This is a genomic window from Candidatus Amarolinea dominans, assembly GCA_016719785.1.
In the GTDB taxonomy this organism is placed as follows: Bacteria; Chloroflexota; Anaerolineae; order SSC4; family Amarolineaceae; genus Amarolinea; species Amarolinea dominans.
Genome location: JADJYJ010000003.1, coordinates 509,922 through 525,494 on the forward strand (window position 1 = coordinate 509,922; position 15,573 = coordinate 525,494).

The window sequence follows — 15,573 nt, forward strand, 5'->3', positions numbered from 1 at the left end:
TAGGTCATCGCCTCCGGCGTGACAACATTCGCATCGCGGCCAACCCCCGTCACACCGTAGGTCATCGCCTCCGGCGTGTCCCGGTTACTCTTCCAATGTGCTGATGTCGCCTTCGGGCAGGCCCTGGGCACGCGCTTTGAGGACGCGGCGCATGATTTTGCCGGAACGGGTCTTGGGCAGCTTGTCTACGAAGTTGACGGCTTCGGGTTTGGCGATGGGGCCTAAGTGCTGGCCGACATGAGCACGCAGTTCGTCGGCCAGGCCAGGGCTGGGTTGAAAGCCCTGGCGCAGGATGCAGAAGGCGTGAATGGCCTGGCCTTTGATCTCATGCGCCAGGCCGATGGCCGCGGCTTCGGCCACGGCCGGATGCGATACCAGCGCGCTTTCGATCTCGGCCGTGCCCAGGCGATAGCCGGAGACCTTGATGACATCGTCCACGCGGCCGATGATCCAGAAATAGCCATCCTTGTCACGGCGCGCCGAATCCCCGGCCAGGTATTTGCCCGGATATTTCGACCAGTACTGGCTCACATAGCGGTCTGGGTCTTTGTAGATGGTGCGCATCATCGCCGGCCACGGTTTCGTGAGCACCAGGTAGCCCTCTTCGTCATCGCGTACCGGATTGCCGGCCTCGTCCAGGATTTCGACCTCTTGTCCGAAAAAGGGCCGTGTGCCGCTGCCCGGCTTGAGCGGCATCACCGGTGTCGGCGTAATCATGAACATGCCGGTCTCCGTCTGCCACCAGGTGTCCATGATGGGGCAGCGCTCCGCGCCGATGACCCGGTGATACCAGCGCCAGGCCTCCGGGTTGATCGGTTCGCCCACGCTGCCGAGCAGGCGCAGCGATGACAGGTCGTGCCGGTGCGGCCACGACTCACCAAAGCGCATCAGGCCGCGGATCGCGGTCGGCGCGGTGTAGAGCACATTGATCCCGTACTTCTCGATGAGAGACCACCAGCGGTTGGGATAGGGATAGGTCGGCGCGCCTTCGTACATGAACGAGGTCGCGCCCATGATGAGCGGTGCGTAGACGATGTACGAATGACCGGTGACCCAGCCCGGATCGGCCGCGCACCACCAGCGGTCGTCATCGCGCAGGTCGAAGACATACTTGAGGGTCGAATAGATGCCCACCATGTAACCGCCATGCACGTGCAAGATGGCCTTCGGCTTGCCGGTGGTGCCGGAGGTGTAGAGCATGTAGAGCGGATCATCCGCGTCCATGACTTCGGTGGCGCATTTGGAGCCGGCGATCGGTAGCTTCATCAGGTCATGATACCAATAATCACGGCCGGTTTCCATGTTGACCTGGTGACCGGTGCGCTGCACGACCAGCACCGTTTCGATGGTCGGGCAGCGCTTGAGCGCCTCATCCATCGTCTTCTTGAGTTCGACGACCTTCCCGTTCATCCAGCCGCCGTCCGCGGTGATCGCGACCTTCGATTCAGAGTCCTCGATGCGTCCTTGCAGGGCATCCACGCTGAAACCGCCGTACACCACCGAATGAATGGCGCCAATTTTTGCGCAGGCCAGCATGGCAATGGTAATTTCGGGGATGCGCGGCATGTAGATCGTCACGCGATCGCCCTTCTTCACGCCCATGGCCTTGAGCACGTTGGCGAACTGGCAGACCTCACGGTTGAGGGCAAAGTAGGAGTAGGTGCGCACGCTGCCGTTTTCACCCACCCAGATCAGGGCCAGCTTATTGCGGCGTTCCGTCGCCTGGTGGCGGTCGAGCGCGTTGTGAACGATGTTGCACTTGGCGCCGACAAACCAGCGAAAGAACGGTGGGTTACTGTCATCCAGGACTTGGTCCCAGGGCTGGTACCAATCCAGTTCTGACGCCTCGTCGGCCCAGAAGCCTTGCAGATCCTCTGCGGCGTAGCGTGCCAGCGCATCCCAGTCCTTCAGGCGGGCACGTTCGATCACCGCAGCAGATGGATAATAGAACTCGCTCGTTGTGACCGCGGGGGTTTCGACATCCGATTCGCTCATATGGTCGCTCCTGTAAGAAAATGATGGCTGCGAAAGAAAAAGCAAGCGGCACGCGACAGCGCGCGCGAGGTCACATGGGTTGTCGTGAAAAGTCAGGGCGCATTATTGTACCAGATTCGTGCCAGATTCGGTAAATTTGCACCGGGCAGCGGGATTGGGCCTACCCTTTGACGTAGGATAGCTTCTCGCGGATGAGGCCGTTTGTCACCCGGAAGAGATCAACGCCACGGACGTGCCCCTTTCGCCCTTCGGTGTCCACCCAACTGTATTTCCAACGCATGATGCAGCGCTCGCCAAGACCGAAGATCTCCTCGATCTCGATGTGGGCGCGAGGCGATTCGCGGAAGAAGTCCTCCCAAAAGCGCGTGACGACTTCTTTGCCCGCATAAACTGTGCCGTCGGGGGCCGGGTTCGTATTTTCGAAGACACAATCGTCGCTCATGAGCTGCATCATGCCTGCGACATCCTGACGATTGAAGGCTTTGTTGAAATCGAGCACGATGCGCATCGCATACTCTAATTTCGACATCCGGATTGGGCTCATATGAAAGATCCTCCTATTGAAAATCCTACCGAAAATCCTACCGAAACTGACTCGACAGATAGTGTGTTTGCTGCGGGCGGCTGCTATGGATTGAACCAGTCATGCAAATAGGCATAGGCTGATTCCAACCCGGCATGATCTATGATCGCCTGCGCCGCGGGCGGCCATGCTTGCCCGTCAACATAGACCGTGTTTTCGATCTGGATGTTGACGCCGTTGTTTCTCATTGCTTGAACGTTGGTATATGAATTGAGAACATGATTGTCATGGACGGTATCTATCCACATATCCAGCCACCCTGGCGCGGTGTCACAAACATTATTCTGAAACGTGATGGGCGATGAACCTTCATCAGCGTAATAGCATCCGAAATCACCCTGCATCCTGCGCACGACGTTACCTTCGATCATCATTCCAGGCTGCTGCCCAAGTGTATAAACGCCGCCGCCATCTCGGGCGCGTTGCATCAGGTCGGTGATAACATTGTTGGTGACATGGTTATCATGCGACGTGGTCGAATCTGGGGCCGATTTTGCAGTATTGTTTGTCAACCGGGCAGAAAAAGCGGACAGGAGGGTGAGGAGCGGATACAGTCTGCTTGCCGGGCCGGCGGGTCGCAAAGCGACCGCCAACTAAAACGAGGATAACGACAAACAGAACCAGAAAAAGTGGCTGAACGCGGCGTATTCGATGCGCCCCCCGTGGCGGTGATCTCAGTCACGCGGCCGGCGATGGGCGTCGGTCCGCGGCAGGCGCTCAGCAGGAGCAGCGCGCAGGCAGCAAGCCAGGCTAACAAGAAATAATGCCGAGGTCTCATTGCGTGCCTTCACCAAGAGATTCAAGCGTGCGATGGGCTTCTATTCCGGCCATGTCTCGAATGGCAACATAGAAAGCACAAATCCGTATAGGCCTTCTGCTTCTGTCACCGCACGATCGAATTGCTCTTGGCCGGGTTCCGTGGCATAGCCTGGGTAGCGATAAACGCGCGCATAGGGTGTCAATTCGATTCCCACATCAATCCAATCCACGAACGTTTCCACGCGCAACATCGCAAGACGTATCAAGACTTCGATGTCATGCACTCGCTCGAACGCTTGGTCGCAGTAAACCAGGTAGCCTTTGAGGGATTTCTCGGCTGCTTGCTGGCAGTGATAAATGGCCGTGTCCAGCAGCGGCGGGTTGCTTGCAGCCAGGACACGCGCAGAAGCCAGGTCATGCTGTGCTTTGATGAGCCAATTCCGCGTGAGCTGAGATTTGGCGTCGGTCATACAGAATTTCTCCTTGATGAGTGATCTTGAATTCCAGCGAGGCGCGTACGTCGCGGAAAAAATCGAACTCCGCGCGAGTTTTCACGACGACGTCCTTGGCAATGTCAAGGCCCTTCAAACAGCGATGTCCAAGCAGCGAGCGTTCATAGTCCGTGAGGTCACTGTGCGCAACAACGACCATCAGATCAATGTCGCTGTCTGCGGTTGGCTTACCCCAGGCTTGTGAGCCAAACAGAATGACTTGCTCTGGTTGAAATTGCTCAACCAGTCGTCGTGTCACTTCCTGCAGTAAATCGCGGTCAATCGTTCTCATAGTCTTCATCCATCCTGACGCAATAACAACCATACCAGCTAGATTATAGACCCAAACGAGCGCCGAGTCAATCGAATCGTGTGTGCCGGGCCATCATCCAACCCGGGCGCAGGCCCACCGGATAAGGATCGCTCGTGGGTGAGGCCGTTGCCGGCTTGCCCGGCGATGCGTGGAGCAGCCAGCCTGCCGAGGGGGAAGTGGGGTCAGGCTGGTACGGCGGACGTTTCGGGTTGGGGAATGGCTGTGGCGCGGCGGAGGAACAGCGTGAGCAGGGGAGGTGTGAGCAGGGTGCTCAGGATGACTACGATCACCATGATGGAGAAGACCTGATCAGAAATAACGCCCAGGGCGCGGCCGGACGCGGCGAAGATCAAACCGACCTCGCCGCGCGGGATCATGCCCAGGCCGACGATCACCCGATTGACGGGGCCGGCGACCAGGCCGGAGACCATCTTGCCCGCGAAGGCGACGATCGTGATGCCAAGCGCGATCATCAGCGTGCCTGGATCGAGCAGAGTTTCCAGGCGCACGCTCATGCCGGTCAGGACAAAGAAGATCGGCACCAGGAAATGTCCCAGCGGCTCCAGCAGGTCCTCGATGTGGCGATCCAGGTGATGGGTGATGACTGTCTGCACTCGTGCCTTGACCTCGGCCGGCGCGCCGACCATGGCCTGACGCAAATCGGCCATGATCTTGGGGTCCTCGAAATGCTGGAAATGGACGGGGTCGAGCACCAGGCCGGCGGCAAAGGCGCCGACGATGGGCGCCAGGCCGATGGCTTCGGCGAAGTGCGCGGTGAGCAGGGCGAAGGCGATCGCCAGGGTGAACTTCATGCCCAGGCCGGTGTGGATTTTGGAAAAAACGCGGCCCAGGCGTGCGGCCAAAACCTGGCCCAGGACGATGGCGCCGACCAGGAAGGCGATGGCCTTGCCGGTGATGCCAACGATGGCGCCCAGGTCAACCGCGCCCGCGCTGACGATGGCCGACACCACGGCCAGGATGATCAAGCCGATGACGTCATCAATCACCGCGGCCCCCAGCACCACCTGGGCCTCAGGCGTCTGCAGTTGGCCCAGGTCGCGGAAAACCCGCGCCGTAATGCCGACCGAGGTGGCGGTGAGGATGGCGCCAATGAAGAGATAGGCCACCGATGGCAAACCGGGCAGCAAGAGAGGGCCAACCAGGTAGGCGCCGAGCAGGAAGGGCGCCATGACGCCGACCAGCGCGACCGAGAGAGCGCGCATGCCGACGCGACGCATCTGCTGCACGTTCGATTCCAGGCCCACCTGGAAGAGCAAGATGACGACGCCCAACTCGGCCAGGAACTTGATGATCTCGTTGGTCTTGATCGGCTCCAAGCCATTCAGGCCCACCAGCGCGAGATTGCCCAGAAGGACGCCCACCAACAGCTCGCCCAGGACGGCCGGCTGCCCGATGCGCTCGACCAGGCTGGCGGTCCTGGCGGCCAGCAAAATGAGAACGATCCACACAAACGTGGAGGGTACACTGAGGCTTTGCGCCGGTTCGGCCAGGGCCTGCACAAACGGCAGCACCATGGCCAAGAGAGCTACGGGCGTCATCAAACGATTCAAGGTGATTTTCATGCAGTTCTCCGAAACTTCTGCGTGCGTTTGTGTCTGCGTGCGCTGGTCGTGGATGTGTGGCTGATGTGTTACTATTGTAATGCTGCGGCTGAGCCAAAACCACGTTATTTTGCACGCAAAGACCGCGCTCTGTCTTGGCACATTGCACAAAATGGCGCCCGGAACCGGTTGCACGCCGCGGGTCGGAGATTCTGGCGCGGGTTGCAGCGGCCCGTTTGGGGCCAGCGCGGCCGTTGCGCCCTGGCGCGGTGGACACCGTCAGGCGGTCATTTCGATTGTTCAGCCAGGGGCTTTACAGATAGCGACAAATGGAATAAAATAAGGTAAACCCGATCCTGTTTCGCTTCTTCTTCGTTGATGAACTTTTTCTTCCGAATATCTATTGACTTTGGAGGTCAATTGTGTTAAATAGTTCGCAAGACATGGGACTGGATGAGATAGATTTACAGGTGTTGCGTGAGTTGCAGACCGACGGGCGAATCAGCAACGTGGAACTGGCCCGCCGCGTCAATTTGTCGCCGCCGGCCACGCATGCGCGTATCAGGCGCTTGCAACAGCAGGGCTACATCAAGGCGGCGGTAGCCATTGTGGATCGTGAGAAGCTCGGTTTCGATCTGCTCTGCTTCATCCAGATCAGCCTGCAGATGCATCAGTTGGAGCAGGTGGAGCGCTTCCGCCAGGCGGTACGCCAGATGCCGGAAGTGCTCGAATGTTATCACCTGACGGGTGAGTACGATTACCTCCTCAAGGTGGTCATTCGCAACCGCCAGGACCTGGAGCGCTTTGTGGTGGGCAACCTGACCCCGCTGCCCGGCGTGGCCCGCATTCACACCAGCGTGGTGTTCAGTGAAATCAAGTCGGCGACGGCGTTGCCGATTGGGTGAATTCAGCATTCAGCGTTCGACTTACAAGGGAGGCGTCAACGATGACACAATCAACCCCACAAACGATGGGCCAGCAGTTTGGCCGCCGCTCCTGGGCGGAGCCCTGGAAGATCAAGATGGTGGAGCCATTGCGCATGGTGAGCCGGGCCGAGCGGGAGAAGGCACTGGTCGAGGCCGGCTATAACACTTTTCTCCTGCGCTCGGACGATGTCTATATTGACCTGCTGACCGACAGCGGCACCAGCGCGATGAGCGATCGTCAATGGGCCGGCATGATGCTGGGCGATGAAGCCTATGCCGGCAGCCGCAATTTCTACCACCTGGAAAACGCGATTCAGACCTACTACGGCTATCGCTACATGGTGCCCACTCACCAGGGGCGCGGCGCGGAACACCTGTTGAGCCAGACCAGCATCAAGCCGGGGCAGTACGTGCCGGGCAATATGTACTTCACCACCACGCGCCTGCACCAAGAGATGGCGGGCGGCATCTTCGTGGATGTGATCATTGACGAAGCCCATGACCCCGCCGACATGCACCCGTTCAAGGGCAATGTGGACCTGGCGAAGGTGGAAGCGCTCATCCAGGAGAAGGGCGCGGAGAACATCGCCTATGTCAGCCTGGCCGGCACAGTCAACATGGCGGGCGGGCAGCCGGTCAGCATGGAGAATGCGCGCCAGTTGCGCGCCTTGTGCGACCGCTATGGCGTCAAAATCTATCTCGACGCCACGCGCATGGCCGAGAACGCCTACTTCATCCAGGAACGCGAGCCGGGCTATGCCGACAAGCCGATTGCGGCCATTGTCCTGGAGTTTTGCTCGTACACCGATGGCGCGTGGATGAGCGCGAAGAAGGACAGCCTGGTCAACATTGGCGGCTGGCTGGCCGTCAACGACTGGGACCTGTTCGAGGAACTGCGCAACCTGGTCGTGGTTTTCGAGGGCCTGCACACCTACGGCGGCCTGGCTGGCCGCGATATGGAAGCGATGGCGATCGGCACGGCCGAGTCTATGCAGGACGATCATATCCGCGCCCGCATCGGTCAGGTGCGCTACCTGGGCCAACTGCTCACCGACTGGGGCATTCCGATTGTGCAACCGGTGGGCGGCCATGCCATCTTCGTGGACGCACGCCGTTTCTACCCGCACATCCCGCAAAGCGAATTTCCCGCGCAGACCCTGGCGGCCGAGCTGTATCTCGATTCGGGCATCCGTTCGATGGAGCGCGGCGTCGTCAGCGCCGGGCGCAATGCCAAGACCGGGGATCACAACTACCCCAAGCTGGAACTGACCCGCTTGACCATTCCGCGCCGCGTCTACACGCAGGCGCACATGGACGTGGTCGCGGAGTCGCTTAAAATTGTCTACGACAACCGTGACCAGACCCACGGTCTGCGCATGGTCTACGAGCCGAAGTATCTGCGCTTCTTCCAGGCCCGCTTCGAGCCGCTGGCGTGAGGACGCAGAGGAAATAGATCATGAAAATGTTGTTGAATGGTGAGTGGGTCGAGCGGGCGGCGCGCATGGAAGTGCGTGACCCGCAGGATGACAGCCTGGTTGATACGGTGCCGCAGGCCAACGCAGCCGATATGAACGCGGCCATCGCAGCGGCGGTCTGCGGCTTCGAGCGGACGCGGCGTCTGTCGGTGCATGAGCGCCACGCGATCCTGACGCGGGCCGCGGACCTGGTCGCGGCGCGGCGTGAAGAATTCGCCTACACCATTGCCCGCGAGGGCATCAAGACGATTCGCGAGGCGCGCAAGGAGGCGTCACGCTGCGTGGACACCCTGCGCATCAGCGCGGAGGAGACGCGTCACCTGACCGGGGAAACCATCCCCTTCGATCAACGTCAGGGCAGCGAAAATCGTTTTGGCTTCTACATCCGTGAACCGATCGGCGTCATCGGCGCGATTGCGCCTTTCAACGACCCGCTGAACCTGGTGGCGCACAAGATTGGCCCGGCCCTGGCCTCCGGCAACACCATCATCGTCAAGCCTCATTCGGAGACGCCGCTCAGCGCCCTGCGCCTGGCCGAGGCCATTCAAGAGGCCGGCGCGCCGGCCGGCATGTTGCAGGTGATTACCGGCCGCGGCAGCGAAGTGGGCGATCTTCTGGTGAGCGATCCGCGCGTGCGCATGATCTCCTTCACCGGCAGTCGCGCGACCGGTGAAACGATCATGCGCAAGATCGGGCTGAAGAAGGTGGGCATGGAGTTGGGCAGCAATGCGCCGGTCATCGTGATGGCCGATGCGGATCTCGAACTTGCGGTCAGCGCCAACGTCAGCGGCGCGTTTTGGGCGGCCGGACAGAACTGCCTGCACGTGCAGCGCCTGTTGGTGCATGAAGCCATCTACGACGCGTTTGTGCCGCGCTTCGTCGCGGGGGCGCGCGCCTACCGCGTGGGCGACAAGCTGGACGAAGCCACCGACATGGGCCCCATCATCAATCGCGCCGAAGCGCTGCGCATCGAGCGCACAGTCAACGAGGCCATCGCGGCCGGCGCCACCGTGCTGTGCGGCGGCGAGCGCCACGGTAATTTCTATGCGCCCACTGTCATGACCGATGTGCCGGACAGCTGCGCGCTGGCGCAGGAGGAAATCTACGGTCCGGTGACGATCGTCTCCCGTATCCGCGACCTGGAAGATGCCATCCAGCGCGCCAATGCCGTGGACTATGGCTTGCAGGCAGGCATCTTCACCCGCGATCTGCAAAGCGCGTTCCAGGCCATGCGCGAACTGCGCGTGGGTGGGGTGATGATCAACGACAGCACCGATTACCGGATTGATGCCATGCCGTTTGGCGGCGTCAAAGGGTCCGGCCTGGGTCGCGAAGGAATTCGATTTGCGGTCCATGAGATGACAGAGCCAAAAGTGGTTTGCTTCAATCTGTAAAACCTGTGAGACGGGCGCGGATGAGCCGCCAAGAGGAGATGTAATTCATGTCAACGACCATGTCAGTCAGCATGACAACCGTCGCGGAATCGGCCAGCGTGCAGGATTACCTGGCGCGCGGGCAGGAGATGAGCCAGGCCGCCGCGGCCCGCCGCGCCATCATGCGCGCCAAGAAGTTCGACACCATCGCCGTGCATGGCATGTATGACATGCGGGAGGCGTTGGCCAATCAAGGCAGCATCCTGGAGCCGGCCTTTCTCAGCCCGGCGCAGCATTTCGAGAACAGCAATCACATGGAAGTTGCGCTGGCCTACCAGATGCCATCGTGGACCTACTCGCGCATTGCCAACCCCACCCTGCACTACCTGGAAGAAACGCTGGCCCTGCTCGAAGGCTATGGCTACGCCGGTGAGGTTAGCGCCTGTGTCACCGGGTCGGGGATGAGCGCCATCTTCATGGCGACCAATCCCTTCCTGGTCGTGACGCCGGCCTCCAGCCGCAGCAACGGGCACGGCAGCTACCCCATGAATTTTGTCACCAGCGCCAAATGCTACGGCGGCACCTTCATGCTCTTCAGCCGCTACGCAGCCGAGCGGGGCGTCGAGGTGCGCTGGGTGCGCGATCCGCTCGATGTCAATGAATGGGCCAGTAAGATGGACGCCAACACGCGCTTCGTCTTTGGCGAAATGCCCTCGAACCCTGGTTTGGGCATGTTCGACCTGGCCGCGGTGGCCGACCTGGCCCATGCGCACGGCGTGCCGTTGATCGTGGATGCTACCGTGGCCACGCCGGCGCTCATGCGCCCCTTGCAGCACGGCGCGGACATCGTCGTGCATTCGGTCAGCAAGGCCATGGCCTCCAGCGGTTTTGCCATTGCCGGCGCGCTGGTTGCCCGCCACGATCTTCCCAGCCGGGTTGGCTCGGACGAGATGCGCGCCAACTTCGCCATCTACACCAAGCTGCTGCCCTTCCGCGATCATGGCCCGGCGCTCAGCCCCTTCAACGCGCTGATGACGCTGAATGACCTGCGCACCCTGCGCCCCAAGCTCGATCAGATGAGCCGCGGCGCCATGCAGGTCGCTAACTTCCTGGCGGATCACCCGGCCGTGGCCGAGGTGAGCTATCCCGGTCTGGCAAGCACCCCCGGCCATGATGTGGCCGCCCGTTACATGTGGCTGGCTGACGGCGCCGATGATTACGGCCAGGAGGTCAACCGCTACGGCTACCTGCTGAGCTTCGCCGTCAAGGATGATGCGCAGGCCGCGCGCCGGGTCTTCGACAACCTGCAGATGGTCTGGCGCGCCACCGACCTGGGCCGCATCAAGAGTGTTGCCACCATCCCGGCCATCTCCACCCATCAACAGCAGGGCGAGGCTGGCCGCAACCTGGGCGGCGTGTCATCCAACCTGATCCGCCTCAGCATCGGCGCCGAACACCCCGCCGACATCATCGCCGACCTCGATCAGGCGCTGTGGGCCGGCAGGCGTTGAAAAAGGAATCTGCCCCCAGCACCACGCTGGGGGCAGATTTTCACACTGCAAACTCAATTTGCAATTGGTGTAGGAATGCCCATCCAGCGGTGTTCTCGGAATTGCAGTTTGCTGCGGCTTGTATGGAGAAAGAGAAACTCGCGCAGCGGGTATTGCTGATGGAAGTGCCGGTAACAGTTCATCGCCGCCATCCCATCCGCGCAGCTTTCGAGCACCGCCACAGAATCCACCTTCCACTGCTCATCGTCGCTCTGTGATTCCAACGCCTCCATGACCACCCACTGCTCAGGATACGCGTGCTGAACCTCTGTCCAAGTCATACAATCACCTCCTCACCCACATCACAATCACCATACCCCCATTATACAACCCTCTCACCTCCCAAACAAGCTCCCCAATCTCCGGTCTCTAGAGATCAGGAAGGCGATGCGGAAGGCGGGGGTTCTCCGGTCCGAAAAAAGGGGAGAGAAACCAGAAAGCGGGGGCGGGGGGAGGGGGGGGCCCGGCCGGAGGGGGGGGGGGGGGCGGGGTTCCGTTCTCAATCTCCGGTCTCCGGTCTCCATTCCTCATTCTCCCCCCAGATTGCACGTTCCGCCGACTTGATGTAAAGTACAATAAAAGGAGTTCCTCGCCATTGGGGGAGAAGACAGCATCCGTGTCCGTACCACAGGTCCCACCCTCCGCAACCACGCCCACTGCTCCGCTGCAACTGCGCGTCTTAGGCTCAAGCGAGATTTCCTGGCAGGGACGCCCACTTGCCATTACACGCCGGCAGGCACGCGCGCTGCTCTGGCGCCTGGCCGTTCGTCTGCGCCCGGTCGCACGTGACGATCTGGTGTTCCTCTTCTGGCCGGACGCACACCAGACCGCCGCACGCCGCAACCTGACGCACCTGCTGACCCATCTGCGCCGCGCCTTGCCCCAGCCGGACCTCCTGCAACTGAGCGATGATCACGTCAGCCTGGACCCGGCGCTGGTCTGGTCTGATGTGGACGCGTTTGCGAGCCTGTGTGCCACGCCAACCGGCGCCGGGCGGCGCGCGGCGTTGCGCCGCGCCCTCGACCTGTATCGCGGGCCTTTCCTGCCAGGACTGACGATCCCTGAAAGCACCGAGTACGAGCAATGGCTGGGGTACGAACGGGAAACGTTGCACAACACCTACGACGCCGCGGTCAGTGCTGTGCTCGAGCACTGCCAGACTGAGGGCGATTATGAGACCGGCATTGCCCTGGCGCAGCATTACCTGGCGCAGGATGACGTGCGCGAGGAAATTCACCGCGCGCTCATGGTGCTCTACGCGCTCAGCGGCAACCGCGTCGCGGCTCTGCGCCAGTTCGACCGTTTGGTCGCCGTCCTGGAGCGCGAGTTGGGCACGCATCCCCTGGATACCACGCGCGCTGCTTACCAGGCCATTCTGTACGGACAACTGGAGCGCCTGGCGCAACCGCAGACGCGACCGGCGTGGGTAGCGCTGCCCGGCGCTGATGTGCCCTTGCTCGGGCGCGACGAGGCGCTGCGTCAGCTCCAGCAGCAGTTCGCACGCGCGCAGAGCCGCCAGGGCAACGTGGTCTGGATCAACGGGGAGCCGGGGATCGGCAAGACACGGCTGGTGCATGAGTTTGTCAACGCCGCGCGCGAACGGGCTGCGCTCTTCGTGGGCCTGGGCGACGCGCAGCGCACTGAACATGTCCTGCCCTACCAGGTGGTCGGCGAGGCCCTGCGTTCGCTCCCCGATCTGCCCACGCTCGTGTCACAGGCGGCCCCGGTGTGGCGACAACAGGCGGCGCGTCTGCTGCCGGAGCTTGCGTTCGGCCAGGCCGCGACGCCTTTGCCTGACAGCGCCGATCTGGCGGAGGCGCGTTTGCACCTGCTCAATGCCCTCAGCCAGATCGTCCTGCACCTGGCTGAAATTCAACCGCTGGTCCTGTGTCTGGATGATCTGCACTGGGCGGACGCGGCCACCCTTGACTGGCTGGCCTACCTGGGGCGCCGGCTGTATGGCAGCCGCATCCTGGTGCTGGCCACCGTGCGCAGCGAAGAGGCCGCGCCGCTGCACGAATTACGCCACAGCCTGGCACGCGCCGGCGTGTTGACCGAAATTGACCTGGGCGCGCTGGATGTGCCGATGGTGCGCCGCCTGGCGCAGTTCATGACCGGGGCGACAATCCTCGCTGAACCGACGGTTATGCAGTTGCACCGGGTCACGGGCGGCAACCCCTTCTTTCTCCTGGAGACCTTGCGCGCCCTCATGGAGGCCGGCAATTGGCCGCCGCAAGCGACAACGGCCGCCCAGGAAACTGATCTGCCGCTGCCGGACACCGTGCGCCAGGCAGTTGAGATACGCCTGCAACGGTTGACGCCCCTGGCGCGCCAAATCCTGGAAGCCGGCGCCATCCTCGGCAATGCCATGCGCCGCGATGTGCTGTACCTGACCGCCGGCCGTGATGAACTGGAGTCAATCAGCGCCAGCGAAGAACTGTTAGCCCGCCAGTTGCTTGGCGAACACGCGGCGGGCTACCATTTTCTGCATGAACTGGTGCGCTCGGTTGTCTATCAGCACCTGAGCGTGGGCCGGCGTCTGCTCCTGCATCACCGGGCGGCCGAAGCCCTGGAGAAGATTTTTGCGTTCGAGATCAGCGCGCTGACGCAACGCGATAAACCAGGCGCTGCACCGCGGCGACCGGCACGCGGGCAGGGTCTGTCCGATGATGAGCTGCTGGCGGCGCTGGCGCTGCATCACGCGGCCGCCCGCCACACCTATCACGGCCAGGAAACAGGCAAGGCCGTGACGTACCTGCTGCTGCTGGGCGACCGTGCGCGCGGCCTGTATGCGCACCAGGCGGCAGTGGAGGCTTACGAGCAAGCGCTGGCCTTGTTGGAGCAGATGGGCGAGTATGAGCAAAGCGCGCGTACGCTCATGAAGCTGGCTTTGACCTATCACACCGCGTTTCAATTCCCGCAGGCGCGCCAGGCCTACGAACGGGGATTTGCCCTCTGGCAGCGCAGCAGCAGCCAACCCCTGCCGCCGGCCGCGCGCCAGCCGCAGACCTTTCGCATCAACTGGACTGAACCAACGGCGCTGGACCCGGCGCAAACCTGGGAATTCTACACCAGCGGCACGGCCGATCTGCTCTTTCGCGGCCTACTCGAACGCACGCCTGACCTGGGCGTGGTGCCGGCGGTGGCGCGCGCGTGGGATGTGCGCGACGGCGGCCTGACCTACGTTTTCCATCTGCGCGAGGATGTGCGCTGGAGCGACGGCCAGCCGGTGACCGCGGGCGATTTCGAGTATGCCTGGAAGCGCATCCTGGGCGGCACGCCACGTTCGCCATTCTTGGGCCTGTCGTTCGACGACATCAAGGGCGCAGAGGCCTATCGCCAGGGCCAGTTGACCCACATTGACCAGGTGGGCGTGCATGCGCTGGACGATCTGACGCTACTGGTGGAACTGGAGCGGCCCACGGGTTACTTCCTGCAATTGATGGCCTGCAGCGCCTGGTACCCGGTGCCGCGGCATGTGGTGGAGAAACAGGGCGCAGCCTGGACACAGCCGGAGCATTTTGTGAGCAATGGCCCCTATCGCCTGGCTGCCTGGCAAGCGGGCCAGCGCCTCTCGTTGGTGCGCAACACGGCTTACTTTGGCCACTGTGCCGGCAACATCGAACGGGTGGAACTGTCCCTGGGCCTGAGCTACGACGACGGCCTGGCCGCGTATGAGGCCGATCAACTCGATGTGCTCAACCTGGAAGGCGCCTCACCCGGCATGCAAGATCGCGCCCGCCAGCGTTTTCCCGGTGACTATGTGTCGCTGCCCACCTTGCGCTCGTGGATTTTGCAGTTCGATGCCTCGCAGCCGCCATTCGACAATCCTCTCTTACGGCGCGCCCTGGCCCTGGCGCTTGATCGCACCTACCTGGCCGAGGTGGTGCAGCGCGGTTACGAATTTCCGGCCAGCGGCGGCTTCATTCCGCCCGGCATGCCCGCGCACAGCCCTGGCCTGGCCCTCCCCTTCGATCCGCAGGCCGCGCGCGCAACCCTGGCCGCGGCCGGCTATCCGGGTGGCCGCGGTTTGCCGCCCCTGACCGCGCTGAGCCACGCCGGCACCGACCCCATTTGCCATTACGCCCAGCAGCAGTGGCGCCAACACCTGGGCGTGCAGGTTGACTGGGACATTGTGCCGGTGGGGCAGCTGGTGGATCGTCTGCTGACCACGCGCCCCGCGCTGCGCATCACCGCCTGGGCCGCCGACTTCCCCGATCCCGACAATTTCCTGCGCGAGGTGATCTTCCGCCGCATCTATGGCGGCTGGCGTCATCCCCAGTACCAGGCCCTGGTCGAAGAAGCGCGCGTCACTCCGCACCAGGACAAGCGTGTGCGCCTCTATCAGGCGGCCGAGCAAATTCTGATCCGTGAGGCGGCGCTGGTGCCGCTTCTCTATGCCCGCTACTCCTTGCTCCTCAAACCCCGCATCAAACGCTTTCCCACCTCTGCACTCGAATGGTGGTTCTGGCAAGACGTCCTCATCGAGCCTTGACCTGGCGCCAAACTGCCTCGAAACTCGTTGATTTTTCCCCCTAAAAACACC

At 62.1% G+C, this 15,573-nt stretch carries 12 protein-coding genes; 5 read left to right on the forward strand and 7 right to left on the reverse strand.

The window, feature by feature from the left end; all coding sequences use genetic code 11:
* Nucleotides 1–84 precede the first annotated feature (84 nt).
* The 6 genes from acs to IPM84_05625 all read right to left on the reverse strand — a co-directional run bounded on the left by acs (nucleotide 85) and on the right by IPM84_05625 (nucleotide 5,676).
* Nucleotides 85–1,995 carry an acetate--CoA ligase gene (gene acs, locus IPM84_05600; GenBank protein ID MBK9092242.1) on the reverse strand — a complete coding sequence of 637 codons (1,911 nt, stop codon included), beginning with the start codon at nucleotides 1,993–1,995 and terminating at the stop codon, nucleotides 85–87.
* Between the two features lie 160 nt (nucleotides 1,996–2,155).
* Nucleotides 2,156–2,539, reverse strand: a complete 384-nt coding sequence (locus IPM84_05605) for a nuclear transport factor 2 family protein (protein MBK9092243.1) — start codon at nucleotides 2,537–2,539, stop codon at nucleotides 2,156–2,158.
* Nucleotides 2,540–2,622: 83 nt separating this feature from the next.
* Nucleotides 2,623–3,159 (reverse strand): hypothetical protein, encoded by a 537-nt coding sequence (locus IPM84_05610; GenBank protein ID MBK9092244.1) that lies wholly within the window; start codon nucleotides 3,157–3,159, stop codon nucleotides 2,623–2,625.
* 237 nt (nucleotides 3,160–3,396) lie between these two features.
* The gene (locus IPM84_05615) at nucleotides 3,397–3,807 is read right to left on the reverse strand and encodes a HEPN domain-containing protein (protein ID MBK9092245.1); all 411 of its coding nucleotides are present in this window, start codon (nucleotides 3,805–3,807) and stop codon (nucleotides 3,397–3,399) included.
* Nucleotides 3,752–4,120, reverse strand: a complete 369-nt coding sequence (locus IPM84_05620; protein ID MBK9092246.1) for a nucleotidyltransferase domain-containing protein — start codon at nucleotides 4,118–4,120, stop codon at nucleotides 3,752–3,754. The genes IPM84_05615 and IPM84_05620 overlap by 56 nt, the downstream gene beginning before the upstream one ends.
* A 203-nt stretch (nucleotides 4,121–4,323) precedes the next feature.
* Nucleotides 4,324–5,676: a cation:proton antiporter gene (locus IPM84_05625; GenBank protein ID MBK9092247.1), complete on the reverse strand. Its 1,353-nt coding sequence runs from the start codon at nucleotides 5,674–5,676 to the stop codon at nucleotides 4,324–4,326.
* Between the two features lie 470 nt (nucleotides 5,677–6,146).
* On the opposite strand from IPM84_05625, the gene IPM84_05630 reads away from it, so the two are divergent.
* From IPM84_05630 to IPM84_05645, 4 genes are all read left to right on the forward strand, one after another.
* Nucleotides 6,147–6,608, forward strand: coding sequence for an Lrp/AsnC family transcriptional regulator (locus IPM84_05630; GenBank protein MBK9092248.1), 462 nt, complete (start codon nucleotides 6,147–6,149; stop codon nucleotides 6,606–6,608).
* A gap of 41 nt (nucleotides 6,609–6,649) precedes the next feature.
* Entirely contained in the window at nucleotides 6,650–8,065 is a 1,416-nt protein-coding gene (locus IPM84_05635) for a tyrosine phenol-lyase (GenBank protein MBK9092249.1), read from the forward strand.
* A gap of 20 nt (nucleotides 8,066–8,085) precedes the next feature.
* Nucleotides 8,086–9,498 carry an aldehyde dehydrogenase family protein gene (locus IPM84_05640; GenBank protein MBK9092250.1) on the forward strand — a complete coding sequence of 471 codons (1,413 nt, stop codon included), beginning with the start codon at nucleotides 8,086–8,088 and terminating at the stop codon, nucleotides 9,496–9,498.
* A gap of 71 nt (nucleotides 9,499–9,569) precedes the next feature.
* Nucleotides 9,570–10,988, forward strand: coding sequence for an O-acetylhomoserine aminocarboxypropyltransferase/cysteine synthase (locus IPM84_05645; protein MBK9092251.1), 1,419 nt, complete (start codon nucleotides 9,570–9,572; stop codon nucleotides 10,986–10,988).
* A gap of 53 nt (nucleotides 10,989–11,041) precedes the next feature.
* Here IPM84_05645 and IPM84_05650 read toward each other — a convergent pair whose 3' ends face one another.
* Entirely contained in the window at nucleotides 11,042–11,308 is a 267-nt protein-coding gene (locus tag IPM84_05650; protein MBK9092252.1) for a hypothetical protein, read from the reverse strand.
* A 335-nt stretch (nucleotides 11,309–11,643) separates the two neighbouring features.
* Here IPM84_05650 and IPM84_05655 point away from each other — a divergent pair, with 335 nt between their 5' ends.
* On the forward strand, nucleotides 11,644–15,522 hold the full coding sequence (locus IPM84_05655) for an AAA family ATPase (GenBank protein ID MBK9092253.1): 3,879 nt from the start codon (nucleotides 11,644–11,646) through the stop codon (nucleotides 15,520–15,522).
* Nucleotides 15,523–15,573 lie beyond the last annotated feature (51 nt).

Coding starts and splice junctions, on each gene's coding strand:
- acs (MBK9092242.1), bottom strand. CDS start 1,995: ATGAGCGAATCGGATGTCGAAACCCCCGCGGTCACAACGAGCGAGTTC.
- IPM84_05605 (MBK9092243.1), bottom strand. CDS start 2,539: ATGAGCCCAATCCGGATGTCGAAATTAGAGTATGCGATGCGCATCGTG.
- IPM84_05615 (MBK9092245.1), bottom strand. CDS start 3,807: ATGACCGACGCCAAATCTCAGCTCACGCGGAATTGGCTCATCAAAGCA.
- IPM84_05620 (MBK9092246.1), bottom strand. CDS start 4,120: ATGAGAACGATTGACCGCGATTTACTGCAGGAAGTGACACGACGACTG.
- IPM84_05625 (MBK9092247.1), bottom strand. CDS start 5,676: ATGGTGCTGCCGTTTGTGCAGGCCCTGGCCGAACCGGCGCAAAGCCTC.
- IPM84_05630 (MBK9092248.1), top strand. CDS start 6,147: ATGGGACTGGATGAGATAGATTTACAGGTGTTGCGTGAGTTGCAGACC.
- IPM84_05635 (MBK9092249.1), top strand. CDS start 6,650: ATGACACAATCAACCCCACAAACGATGGGCCAGCAGTTTGGCCGCCGC.
- IPM84_05640 (MBK9092250.1), top strand. CDS start 8,086: ATGAAAATGTTGTTGAATGGTGAGTGGGTCGAGCGGGCGGCGCGCATG.
- IPM84_05645 (MBK9092251.1), top strand. CDS start 9,570: ATGACAACCGTCGCGGAATCGGCCAGCGTGCAGGATTACCTGGCGCGC.
- IPM84_05650 (MBK9092252.1), bottom strand. CDS start 11,308: ATGACTTGGACAGAGGTTCAGCACGCGTATCCTGAGCAGTGGGTGGTC.